At 63.4% G+C, this 12123-nt stretch carries 11 protein-coding genes and 1 tRNA gene; 8 read left to right on the forward strand and 4 right to left on the reverse strand.

The window, feature by feature from the left end; translation table 11 throughout:
* The first annotated feature begins 293 nt into the window (after positions 1-293).
* A tRNA-Met gene (locus tag BKM74_RS17025) sits at positions 294-370 on the forward strand.
* A 215-nt stretch (positions 371-585) separates the two neighbouring features.
* Here BKM74_RS17025 and BKM74_RS17030 read toward each other — a convergent pair.
* The 3 genes from BKM74_RS17030 to BKM74_RS17040 all read right to left on the reverse strand — a co-directional run bounded on the left by BKM74_RS17030 (position 586) and on the right by BKM74_RS17040 (position 4208).
* Positions 586-1422, reverse strand: coding sequence for an alpha/beta fold hydrolase (locus BKM74_RS17030; protein ID WP_086466914.1), 837 nt, complete (start codon positions 1420-1422; stop codon positions 586-588).
* A gap of 232 nt (positions 1423-1654) precedes the next feature.
* On the reverse strand, positions 1655-3439 hold the full coding sequence (locus tag BKM74_RS17035; RefSeq protein ID WP_176342594.1) for a monovalent cation:proton antiporter-2 (CPA2) family protein: 1785 nt from the start codon (positions 3437-3439) through the stop codon (positions 1655-1657).
* A 118-nt stretch (positions 3440-3557) separates the two neighbouring features.
* Entirely contained in the window at positions 3558-4208 is a 651-nt protein-coding gene (locus BKM74_RS17040; RefSeq protein ID WP_086466916.1) for a hydrolase, read from the reverse strand.
* Positions 4209-4388: 180 nt separating this feature from the next.
* Here BKM74_RS17040 and BKM74_RS17045 point away from each other — a divergent pair, with 180 nt between their 5' ends.
* From BKM74_RS17045 to BKM74_RS17055, 3 genes are all read left to right on the forward strand, one after another.
* The gene (locus tag BKM74_RS17045; RefSeq protein WP_086466917.1) at positions 4389-5282 is read left to right on the forward strand and encodes a LysR family transcriptional regulator; all 894 of its coding nucleotides are present in this window, start codon (positions 4389-4391) and stop codon (positions 5280-5282) included.
* Between the two features lie 122 nt (positions 5283-5404).
* Positions 5405-6340, forward strand: a complete 936-nt coding sequence (locus BKM74_RS17050; RefSeq protein ID WP_086466918.1) for a pirin family protein — start codon at positions 5405-5407, stop codon at positions 6338-6340.
* 24 nt (positions 6341-6364) lie between these two features.
* Complete coding sequence (locus BKM74_RS17055) at positions 6365-7612, forward strand: DUF5996 family protein (protein ID WP_086466919.1); 1248 nt, start codon at positions 6365-6367, stop codon at positions 7610-7612.
* Positions 7613-7663: 51 nt separating this feature from the next.
* Here BKM74_RS17055 and BKM74_RS17060 read toward each other — a convergent pair whose 3' ends face one another.
* The gene (locus BKM74_RS17060) at positions 7664-8575 is read right to left on the reverse strand and encodes a LysR family transcriptional regulator (protein ID WP_086466920.1); all 912 of its coding nucleotides are present in this window, start codon (positions 8573-8575) and stop codon (positions 7664-7666) included.
* 266 nt (positions 8576-8841) lie between these two features.
* On the opposite strand from BKM74_RS17060, the gene BKM74_RS17065 reads away from it, so the two are divergent.
* The 4 genes from BKM74_RS17065 (at position 8842) to BKM74_RS17080 (ending at position 12122) form a co-directional block, all read left to right on the forward strand.
* Positions 8842-9438, forward strand: coding sequence for a DUF1989 domain-containing protein (locus tag BKM74_RS17065; protein WP_217895521.1), 597 nt, complete (start codon positions 8842-8844; stop codon positions 9436-9438).
* Between the two features lie 64 nt (positions 9439-9502).
* Positions 9503-10684: an aromatic ring-hydroxylating oxygenase subunit alpha gene (locus BKM74_RS17070; RefSeq protein WP_086466922.1), complete on the forward strand. Its 1182-nt coding sequence runs from the start codon at positions 9503-9505 to the stop codon at positions 10682-10684.
* A 9-nt stretch (positions 10685-10693) separates the two neighbouring features.
* Positions 10694-11359, forward strand: coding sequence for an amino acid ABC transporter permease (locus tag BKM74_RS17075; RefSeq protein ID WP_086466923.1), 666 nt, complete (start codon positions 10694-10696; stop codon positions 11357-11359).
* A 7-nt stretch (positions 11360-11366) separates the two neighbouring features.
* Complete coding sequence (locus BKM74_RS17080) at positions 11367-12122, forward strand: amino acid ABC transporter ATP-binding protein (protein ID WP_086466924.1); 756 nt, start codon at positions 11367-11369, stop codon at positions 12120-12122.
* The last annotated feature ends 1 nt before the right edge of the window (position 12123 follow it).

A 12123-nucleotide genomic window follows, 5' to 3' on the forward strand; every position in this document is an offset into this window, starting at 1 on the left:
AGACGCGGGAGAGTAGGTCGCTGCCAGATCTTCCAAGCACGCTTCCGTACAGGAACATGCCGATCCCGGCCCAATACTGGGACCCGATACAGGGGCCAGCAGCAGCAACAGGCGCCGCATCGACCCTCTCACGAGGGTGATCGAGGCGCCGGCAGAACCTCCCACACACCATGTCCACTTCACGCTCCCGACGCTGCCTCCAATACCCACACAGTTCCAGGCAGCAGACTGGGAACAGCCACAAAACTTCGCCGGCACGCAAAACCAGCATGCCCGGCCACCACCACACCCGGCGCGGGGTGGAGCAGCCCGGTAGCTCGTCAGGCTCATAACCTGAAGGTCGCAGGTTCAAATCCTGCCCCCGCAACCAACATTAAGCCCGCAAGATCAATGTCTTGCGGGCTTCGTCATGTCCGGGGTTTGGCCCTGTTCTGCGGCCATGGAAGCGCCATGGAAGCACACGGAAGAGGAAAGGGGCGGGTGTGTCCGATGGGATGGTGCTTTCCGGATTGCCGAGTTTGAGGGAGCGCCAAGGGCACGGCTGAAGCTGCGGGACAGGATCGGGCACCCCGCCCCGCAGATTTCTCAGCTGGTGATGAATCCCAGGATGTCGGCGTTCAGCACATCGGCGTTCACTGTCAGCATCCCGTGCGAAAGACCGGGATAGGTCTTCAGCGTGCCCTTCGGCAGCAGCTTGACCGCTTTCTGAGCCGAGGCGGCGATCGGAACGACCTGGTCGTCCTCACCATGCAGCACCAAAGTCGGCACGGTGATCGCCTTGAGGTCCTCGGTCTGGTCGGTTTCCGAGAAGGCCTTGATGCCGTCATAGTGCGCCTTGGCGCTGCCCATCATGCCCTGGCGCCACCAATTCTGGATCACGCCTTCATGGACCGTGGCACCGTCGCGGTTGAAGCCATAGAACGGGCCCGCCGGGACGTCGCGGAAGAACTGTGCGCGGTTGCCGGCCAGTGCCGTCCGAAACCCGTCGAAGACCGCCATCGGCGTGCCCTCGGGGTTGTCGGCGGTCTTCAGCATCAGCGGCGGAATGGCGGCGACAAGAACGGCCTTGGCCACCCGGCCCGCGGGTTCGCCGTGTCGTGCCACATACCGCGCGACTTCGCCGCCGCCGGTGGAATGGCCGATGTGAACGGCGTTCCGTAGATCCAGCGCCTCGGCGACGGCAAAGGCGTCGGCCGCGTAGTGGTCGATGTCGTGACCGTCGGCGACCTGGCTCGAGCGTCCGTGGCCGCGCCGGTCATGGGCGACGACGCGATAGCCCTTCGACAGGAAGAACAGCATCTGCGCGTCCCAGTCGTCGGAGCTGAGCGGCCAGCCATGGTGGAATACGACGGGCTGGGCGTCCTTTGGGCCCCAATCCTTGTAGAAAATCTGTACGCCGTCGTTGGTCGTAACAAAGCCCATGATGTGGTCTCCTTCTCGATTGTCGCGATTGTCGGCCCCTGCGGCATGAACAGCGCCCAGGGGAAAGCGAAGCGTGCGGCAGGTGCCGATTCTGTGATCAGGGCATCGCGGCAGCTTGAAGCGTAGATGTCACGTCGAGGCGCGAGGCGGTAGTACGTCTCGGCGGGAAGCTGTGTCGCTGAGCGCGGAACGCCCGGTCCAACCCCCGGGACCGGGCAGATCATGCAGGCCGTCAGATTTGCTTTGCTGTCGACTTTGAAGCGGGCTCTCCGCTCAGCGGTTCCGGGGTGGGCTGGTTGCTGTGCAGCCGGTCGAGGCCCGACATGATGTCGCCCTGCACCTGCTCGGAAAGACGTTCGGTATCGCGCTGGCGGATGTCCGCGGCGGCCTCTTCGATATCGGCTTCGGCACAGCCCAGGGCGCGGAGGCCCTGCGCCCCCATCAGATAGGCGGATTCGACCGTCTCGCGGACTTCATACGCGACGCCGGCGCGGATCAGGTCGATGGAATGGCCGCGGTCGTAGCTGCGCACCAGCAGCTTCGCCTGCGGAAACTCATGCTGTGTGAGTTCCACGATCTGCAATGCGGCCTTCGGATCATCAATGCAGACCATAATGGCATCGGCCGTGCCCGCACCGGAGTGGTGCAGTGTGTCGAGCCGGGTGCCGTCGCCGAAGAAGACCTTGAACCCGAATCGCCCGGCATCGCGAATCCGGTCCGGGTCCCGGTCGATCACGGAAAGGCTGACGCCCCGGGACAGCAGAAGCTGCGAGGCGATCTGGCCGAAGCGGCCGAAGCCGATGAGCAGGATCCGCCCCTTCAGATCGTGGGCGGCATCGACGCCGTCCATGGAGGGCTCGGTACGCAGCAACCGGTCGGCTATGACCATGAAAAGCGGTGTCATCGCCATGGAGAGGATAACGACGGTGACGAACAGCGCATTTTCCCGCGCGTCGATCACGGCGCCCGAGGTCGCGGCGGCATAGAGCACAAAGGCGAATTCGCCACCCTGCAGGAACATGGATGTCCGGTGGAGTGCCTGATGGTTGGCACTGCCGAACAGGCGCGCGACCGCATAGACGACGGCGCCCTTGACGACAGTGAACGCGGCCAGCATGGACAGCAGAAGCTGCCAGTCGGTCGCAACGACAGAAAGATCGAGCGACATGCCAACGGCAAGGAAGAACAGCCCCATCAGCAGGCCGCGAAACGGTTCGATATCGCTTTCGATCTGGTGGCGGTAGCTCGAACTCGACAGCATGACGCCGGCAAGGAAGGCGCCCATCGCCATCGATAAACCGGCAGCGTCCATCAGCAGCGCCGCCCCGAGAACCACCAGTAGCGCGCCGGCAGTCAGCACCTCGCGTGTCCGCGTCCGCGCCAGCAGGGCGAAGAACGGGTTCAGGCCCCAGCGCGACACCCCCAGCAGCGCCAGCAGCGCTCCAACCGCCAGAAGGGCGTCCACCCATCCCGCCTGGCCCTGTGCCAGGGGCGACAGAAAGGCAACCACCGCCAACAGCGGGACGATCATCAAATCCTCAAACAGCAGGATCGAGACCGATTTCTGGCCTTCACTGCTGGCAATCTCACCCCTGTCCTGAAGCACCGACATGATGACAGCGGTCGATGAAAGAACGAAACCCGCCCCGGCAACGAACGCGACCGTAGTAGACAGGTTGAAGATCGCGACAGCCGTCAGTGCAAGTGCAGAGGTCGCGGCGGCCACCTGCACAAGGCCAAGGCCGAAGATCTGGCCGCGCATCGCCCACAGCTTTTGCGGGCGCAGTTCCAGTCCGATCACGAACAGGAACATCACCACCCCGAGCTCGGAGAAATGCAGGATGGACTGGGCATCGGTAAAGAGGCCCAGAACCGATGGGCCGACCAGCAGGCCGGCGGCGAAATAGCCCAGAACCGATCCAAGGCCGAGCCGCCGGAACAGTGGTACGGCAACGACGGCCGCCCCCATCAGGACGACCGCCGGTCCGATCATTTGTCCCAGGCTCGCTTCAGCCATCGAAAAGCCTTTCGGATGTTTTGCTTCAATGCACGCAAGTATCTTCGGAAAGAGCCGGCACAGTCTATGGCCATGCCGGCAAGCTCCGCGACCGTGCGATTTTCCGCAATAGGCCGGATCAGCCGTTGGCCGGTACCGGTGTGTTGAGCAACTGCTGCTCCCAGAGATAGGCGATGGCGCTGCCGCCGATGTGATGCCTGAGGGCGTCGTTCAGTTCGGTCGCGGTCTCGGCCCGGGCCCAATCGCGTTGCCATTCGGAAGCCAGGGCCAGCCAGGTCATCATGTTGATGCCGGCTGCGATCATGCGCTGAATCGCGACCTCGTGAGCCTCGAGCGACGTGCCGCCCGACGCATCGGTGATCACGGTCACGTCCCAACCTTCGCCCGCCGCCTGGATCGCGGGCATAGCCACGCAGATCTCGGTCCACAGGCCGGCGATGATCAGCTGCTTGCGGCCCGTCGCCTTGACCGCATCGACGACCTTCTTGTCCTCCCAGGTATTGATGAAGGTCCGGTCGATGACCTCCTGATCGGGGAACACCTCGGTGACATGCGGGAAGATGACGCCGCCGCGGGCGGCAACGACGCTGGTCAGAATGGTGGGAACGCCGAACACCTTGGCCACCTTGGCGAGCGCGGTCGTGTTGTTGACCACCATGTGCGGATCGTGGCTGTTCAGGTTCGCGAGCTGGTAAGGCTGGTGGTCGATCAGAACGAGGACTGAATCCTCGGGACGAAGAAGCGAATCAAGACCGTTACGAAAGGTCATTGTGGCTTCCTTTCCTGCTGTTGTGAGCGGAATTGGATTTTCCGGCGGCATTCGCCAGTCGGGACGTTGCCTCCGCGACGTTGCCTGCACGACGTTGTCTGGCCGCAATTTGCTGTTCCTTCAGCTGATGGGCTAGTGCCATAGTCAGGCAAGCTGTGTCGCGAAACGAGGAACACCGGAATGGATGTCGAAGATCTGCAGACATTCGTCGCAGTGGCCGATGCCGGGGGCGTATCGGCCGCCGCACGCCGGCTCGGCCTCTCCAAGTCAATCGTCAGCCGGCGGCTTTTCCGCATCGAAGCGGAGCTGGGCGTTCAGCTTCTTGCACGAACGACCCGAGGTGCTGCGCTTACGGAAGCGGGGGTCACGTTCAGGGATCACGCGGCCCGCGCCAGTGCCGAGATCGACACGGCGAGGGAAACCATCCTCCCAACCGGTGATCTACGCGGCCGCCTGAGAATTGCCATGCCGCTTGCTTTCGGCCCGACTCACTTCGCCCCGGTGCTTGCGGAAATGGCGCATCAGCATCCGCAGCTCCAGATCCATAGCTCCTACAGCGACCGCTTCGTTGATCTCATCGCGGAGGGTTTCGACTGCGCGATCCGGGTCGGCTACCTTCAGGATTCAAACCTGATCGCGAAGCGCATCGGGCCGATCTATGGCAAGCTCGTTGCAAGTCCGGATTATATTAAGACGCACGGTTCGCCTGAGGCGCCAGATGAGATTATCACCCATCAGGCCCTCATGCAGGGGACGGAAACCTGGCAGTTCATGGATGGCGACAGGATCGTCACGGTTCAGCCGCAGGGCAGGTTCAAGGCCGACAATGCTACGGCGCTTGCCGTCGCCGCAGTGGCAGGGCTGGGCATCGCCTGGATCCCCGATTGCATCACCTATGACCATGTGGCCTCCGGCGCGCTCGTTCCGATTATGACACGCTATCCGCCCCCTCCGGCAGGCGCCTATGTCATCCGCCCGCCGGGTCAGCACCCCACGCGGAAAATACGGGTGCTTACCGAGATGCTGATCGAGCACGTCGCGCGAAACCCGGAGGTTTGGGGTGTCGACCGTTAAGATACGGCATTGTCCGCACGTTCCACTTGCTGCGACACAGCGTGCCGTATCTCAGGACTAGCTAGGCAGACGGTCGCGCGCCAGATTGGGCCTTCCGGAAGCCCAAGTGAGGATGAACGCGCATGAGCTGGAACCCAGCAATCGAACCGGGGTGCCCCGATGCCGTTGGCGTCGATGCGATCGAAACCCTTATTGTTCCGCGCGCGCGGGACCTTGGCGGCTTTGAGGTTCGGCGCGCCCTGCCGGCGCCGAAGCGGCAGATGGTCGGGCCGTTCATCTTCTTCGATCAGGCCGGGCCGGCCGATCTGCTGACCGGACAGGGCGTCGATGTCCGGCCACACCCGCATATCGGTATCGGTACCGTCACCTACCTCTATCGCGGCGATTTCCATCACCGTGACAGCACCGGTGTCGACCAGATCATCCGTCCGGGCGCGCTGAACTGGATGGTTGCCGGGCGCGGTGTGTCCCATTCGGAGCGCACCACCGCCGCCGCCCGGACCGGTCCGAACAGCCTGTTCGGCATCCAGACCTGGCTCGCCCTGCCCGAAAGCCATGAGGACATGGCGCCCACCTTCGAGCATCACGGCAAGGAAGCGCTGCCCATGATCGAGGATCGCGGCGTTTCGGTCCGCCTCATCCTCGGGGATGCCTATGGCAAACACGCCCCGGCGACGATGTTCTCGGAGACGTTCTATGCCGATGTGACGCTCGACGCCGGATGCCGGCTGCCGATGCCGGACGACCACGAAGACAGGGGACTCTATATCGTCGAAGGGTCGATCTCGGTTGCCGGCCAGGAATATCAGGCATCTCAGATGATGGTCTTCAGGCCGGGCGACAGCATCACGGTCGCGGCCGGCGCCCAGGGCGCGCGTCTTATGATCCTCGGCGGCGCAACGCTCAGCGGACCGCGCTATATCTGGTGGAACTTCGTCGCCTCCTCGAAGGAGCGCATCGAAGAAGCGAAGACCGAATGGCGCGCCGCGGACTGGGGCAAGGGACGGTTCGATCTCCCGATCAATGACCGGGACGAATACATTCCATTGCCAGAGTGACCGGACACGACCTGGAGAAACAAAATGAACAAGTGGCCCCAGCTGGACTACCTCGACTGGCGCGAGACGTGCTCGGCCCTGCATCTCTATCTGCAGATCGCCGGTAAATACCGTCTTGCTCATACCCCGTGGCTCAACCATTCCTGGAACGCGACCTTCTATGTCACGCCGCTCGGCCTGGCCTCCTCGCCGATCCCCGACGGTCCGGGCATCGAGATCCTCTTCGATTTTCGCGAGCACAGGGTGGTGGGCACCTGCGGCAACGGCCGCAAGGCGTCGTTCGATCTCGGGCCATCCACGGTCGCCAAATTTCACGCCAATTTCGTGCAACTGATTTCCGACCTTGGCGGCACGCCGAGCTTTAACGGCACGCCGAACGAGGTGCCCAACCCCGTACCGTTCATCGAAGATCATCGTGACCGGCCCTATGACCGGGACGCCGTCCAGCGCTTCCATCAGGCATCGGTGGCGATTGACAGGGTCTTCAACCGGTTCCGCACCTCCTTTCTTGGCAAGTCCAGTCCCGTTCACCTGTTCTGGGGCGCTCTCGACCTGGCTGTTACCCGCTTTTCGGGGCGGCGCGCGCCGCTCCATCCCGGCGGCATTCCTGCATTGCCCAACGATGTGGCGCAAGAAGCCTATGACCGCGAGGTCTCCTCGGCAGGGTTCTGGCCCGGCGGTGGCGGCATCGATTACCCCGCCTTCTATGCCTACGCTTATCCGGCGCCTGGCGGCTACCGCGCCGCGTCCGTGCAGCCCGAGGCCGCATTCTGGCACGAGGAATTGTCGGAATTCATGCTGCCCTACGAGGCCGTGCGGACGGCGGGCGATCCCGATGCGGCGCTCATGGGGTTTCTTGTTTCGACCTACGAGGCCGCTGCCGATCTTGGAGGATGGGACCGCGATCTGCTGGAATGTGTGCCAGGGCGACCGGGTCAGGTGCGGCCACCACACGCTGAACTGCCGAAGACCGCCCCTTTATCGACCGATGAAGAGGTTGAACGGGAGGATGGCGCATCGAAGGGGCGCTACCGGCTTGTCATCGAGGGCGTCGAGGCGGAGATGACCTATAGCCGTGCCGGCGAAGGCCTGATCATCATCGACCACACGGAAGTGCCTGCGGCCTTGCGTGGCCGCAGGGTCGGGGAGCGGCTGGTGCGCCAGGCGATTGAGGATGCCCGTCGAGACGGCGTGGCCATCATTCCGCTCTGTCCGTTCGCCAAAGCGCAGATCGACCGCCATCCGGAATGGCAGGACGTGCTGCGTCGATGATCGGAGGGGCGGCGGGGAGTAGCGCACCGGTCCAGCCCATCCGCCGCTGCCTTACCCCTCATGCAGCCTGCGGTTCAGGATGGCGACCAGCTCCTGCATGAACTTGTCGCGCAGCGGCTGCTTCTGCCGGCTGGTCCGGGTGATGATGAAAAAGCCGGTGTGCAGCGCCAGGTCGCTGCCGGACAGGTTGCGCATCTCGCCGACCTGCAGCCAGCGCCGGGCGTAGTGGTCGGGCAGGAAGCCGATGAAGCTGCCGCTCAGGATCAGGTGCGCGGCGGCTTCCATGCTGGACACGCGGGAGCCGACGAGGGCGTTCTTGATGATGCCCAGCTCCTCGTCGCCGCCATAGCTGCGCACCACCAGCGGATGCTGGCGTAGCACCGACAGTTTCGGTTCGTCGTCGGGATGCAGGAACAGCGGATGCCGGCGGCCGCAATAGAGCGAGTGCTTCTCGACGTAGAATTGCCGGTACTGCAGCCCCTCGCGGTGATAGATGATCGGCCCCAGCGCCAGGTGGAGGTTGTTGTTCGCCACCTCCGTCTCGAGATGCTCCGGGATATCCACCACCACCTCGATCTCCGCCTCCGGCATCTTCTTCAGGAAGGCCGAGATCGCCTCGGATATCGGGAAGTCGTAGTTGGAGACGGTGTTGTCCACCAGCCCGATGCGCAGCTTGCCGGTGACCCGGCGGCGCAGCTCGCTGAGGCTTTCCTCGAAACTGTCCAGCTCCGCCAGGATCAACCGGGCCTGGCGATAGACGACGGCGCCGCGGTCGGTCAGCTGGAAGCCGCGCCGGCCGCGCTGGCACAAGGTAAAGCCCAGCCGCTCCTCCAGTTTCTTCAGATGCAGGCTCAGCGCTGACTGGGTGAGACCGAGCGAGATTTCAGCGCCGGCAAAGCCGCCATGCTCAACGATGGCCTGGAAAACATGGAGCGCGCGGATGTCGGTATTGGCGAGGCGCATGGCTACCCGGCAGGTTTGTTTGAGGAAAACTTATGTAAGGTTTGAAAGAAATATATGTTCTTTAAGCGCATCCTGATGCGTCAATCTTGTCAATACAGAAAACAGAAACTTCGGGAAATCGCGGCTGGCGGCGTCACTCAACCCTTAGTAATCGTGGGGTTCACGCTGCAATGTGCCAAATAGAAGAAACACAACTATTGAATAGTGAGTGGCTGGGGACTAACGCCACCCTCGATAATCCGATTTCTGGCGATGGTACGCCAGTATTGGGTCAGCGCTATACGGTGCCGGCACGCGAAGGGCGTGCTGTCAGGGTCGCCAGAGGGCAGACCATCCGCATCGTGAATACGCACGGCACGCAGGTCTGCGACACCTGGGCTTTCAGCCAGTCCAACCTCCACGAATTCATGTCCTGGGAACATGGCCGGGTGATGATCGGCCGGGTCAACCCGGTGGCGGGCGATCCGCTTGGCTCCAACCGGCGGCGGCCGATCCTGCAGTTCCTGGAAGACAGCTCGCCCGGCATCCACGACACGATCTACGCGGCCTGCGACCTCTACCGCTACCGCATCCTGGACGTGACGGACTACCACGACAATTGCTCGGACAATCTGCGCATGGCGATGGCAGCCATCGGGCTGACCGTGCCGGAAGTGCCGCAGCCGCTGAATCTGTGGATGAACATCCCGATCTCGGAAGGCGGGCGCACGGAATTCCTGCCGACCGTCTCCAAGGCCGGCGACCATGTGCTGCTGCGTGCCGAGATGGACGTGATCGTCGTCATGTCGGCCTGCCCGCAGGACATCATCCAGATCAATCACGGCACCCCCGCCGACATTCACTTCATCGTCGAACCAGCCTGATCCCCAGCCTGATCCGAGGCGGGGGGAAAGTCCCGCGCGGCGCGCCAAAGCGAGGAGCAAACGGATGATCGAAGCGGCCACCCTGTCCAACTCCGCCATCGGCCTGTCGGAACCGGCCGATATGTTCTCCCCCGACCATTACAAGGCGATGCGCCGCCCGCTGGCCGAAGCGGAGACGCTGCCGGCCTGGTGCTACACCAGCGAACGCTTCTACAAGCGCGAGGTGGAGCGTATCTTCCTGAAGGTCTGGAACTTTCTCGGCCGTGCCGACCGCATCCCCAATCCGGGCGATTATTTCACCCTGACCTTCGCCGGTGTGCCGCTGATCATCGCGCGCGGCGATGACGGCAAGGTGCGCGCCTTCGCCAACAGCTGCCGGCATCGCGGCTCCATCGTGGCGTTGGGCAAGGGCAATTGCCGCGCCTTCAAATGCCCCTACCATTCCTGGGCCTTCGCGCTGGACGGCACGCTGCTGGGCGCGCCCTCGATGGAGGAGACCGCTAATTTCGACCCTGCTGACTATGGGCTGATCGAGGTGCGGCTGGAAAGCTGGGGTGGCTTCATCTTCGTGAATTTCGACCGGGATGCGCCGGACCTGCTGAGCTTCCTGGGCGACCTGCCGGAGCGGCTGGCCTCCTACAATTACGAGGAGATGGTCTGCGTCCGGCGTGTCGAATACGAACTGAACTGCAACTGGAAGATCTATGTCGAGAACGCCATGGAGGCGTACCACGTCCCCTATGTGCACAAATCGACCCTGCAGCGGCAGAAGGGGCCAACTGCCCAGCCCATTGAGACCAGGGGCGAATGGGTCGGGCTGTTCAAGGAACATACCGGCAGCCGCGCGCTGCTGGCGGGCGAAACCGGCTTTCCGCCGATCCCCAGCCTGACCGGCCCGGCCGCCGCCGGCACGCATTATCCGCTGATCTATCCCAGCACCATGTTCGGCGCGACCATCGACTGTATGTGGTGGCTGGAAATCCACCCCATCGCCGCCGACCGCACGCGGCTGATCGTCGGTTCCGCCTTCCCGAAGGATGTGGTGGCGCGGCCGGATTTCGAGGAGATCGTCACCCGCTACTACCGGCGCTGGGACATCTCGATCCCCGAGGATAACGAGATTTCCGAACTGCAGCAGCGCGGGCTCAGCTCGCCGCTCTACCGCGAGGGCCGCTTCTCCCATCTCGAACCCCTGGTGCACGCCATCGACAATTGGGTGCTGGACCAGGTGCTCGACCCGGCCTGAGGACGGATCATGGATTATGTCTGGCATTTCGGGATCGTCTGGGATTATCGCGTCGTCTTCCTGCGGGGGGCCTGGATAACCGCGCTGCTCACCCTCTATTCGACGCTGATCGGTGTCTCGCTCGGCCTGCTGTTCGGCCTGTTCCGCTCCAGCAGCATCGTGATCCTGCGCTGGCCGGCGGCGGTCTATATCGAATTCTTCCGGGCGACGCCGGTGCTGGTCCAGCTGGTGTGGATCTACTATTCCCTGCCGATCCTGACTGGCCTGCAGATGAGCGGCATCGCCTCGGTCTCGGTCGGCCTCGGCCTGCACGCGGCAGCCTATTTCGCGGAAATCTTCCGTGCCGGCATCGCCTCCATCGACAAGGGCCAGTGGGATGCCGCGCGTTCCATCGGCATGGGCTATGGCCAGGCGATGTGGCGCATCGTCCTGCCGCAGGCGGTGCGCCGCATGGTGCCGCCCTTCATCAACGAGTTCGCCACGCTGATCAAGCTGACCACGCTGGGCTCCGTGCTGGCCGTGTACGAGCTGCTGCACGAGGCGAACAATTTGATCAACAACACCTACCGTCCGCTGGAGGTCTACACGGTGCTGGCGCTCGCCTTTGCCGTGCTGATCTACCCGATCATCCTGCTGTCGCAGCGGCTGGAGCGGTACTGGAAGACCAATTCGTGAGGGCGCGATGATCGAGGTCAGGAACCTGCACAAATATTACGGACCGTTGCATGTGCTGCGCGGCATCGACGTGGATATCGCCAAGGGCGAGGTGTTCTCCGTGATCGGCCCGTCCGGGTCGGGCAAGAGCACCTTCCTGCGCTGCCTGAATTTCCTGGAGGAATATCAGGAGGGCGATGTGCGTTTCGACGGCCGGCTGGTGGGCTATCGCGAGACGGCGGGCAAGCGGCTGCGCGCCGGCGCCGGCTCGATCGCGGCGATGCGCACCCGCATGGGCATGGTGTTCCAGAGCTTCAATCTGTTCCCGCACAAGACCGTGCTGGAGAACGTCATGGAAGGCCCGGTCATCGTTCAGAAGAAGCCGCGCGCGGAAGTGCGGGCGATGGCGCTCGACCTGCTGGCCCAGGTCGGCCTGTCCGATAAGACGGACCAGTATCCCAGCAAGCTGTCCGGCGGCCAGCAGCAGCGCGTCGGCATCGCGCGGGCGCTCGCCATGCAGCCGGAGATGATGCTGTTCGATGAGCCGACCAGCGCGCTTGACCCGGAACTAGTGGGCGAGGTGCTGGACGTGATGAAGAACCTCGCCACCGGCGGCATGACGATGGTGATCGTCACCCACGAGATGTCCTTCGCCCGCGAGGTCTCCGACCGGGTGATGATGATGGACGAGGGCGTGGTGGTAGAGATCGACAGCCCGGAGGTGATCTTCGGCAGTCCGCGTAACGCCCGCACCGCCGACTTTCTGCGCCGGGTGGTGCACTGAC

Source organism: Oceanibaculum nanhaiense (genome assembly GCF_002148795.1).
Classification (GTDB): domain Bacteria; phylum Pseudomonadota; class Alphaproteobacteria; order Oceanibaculales; family Oceanibaculaceae; genus Oceanibaculum; species Oceanibaculum nanhaiense.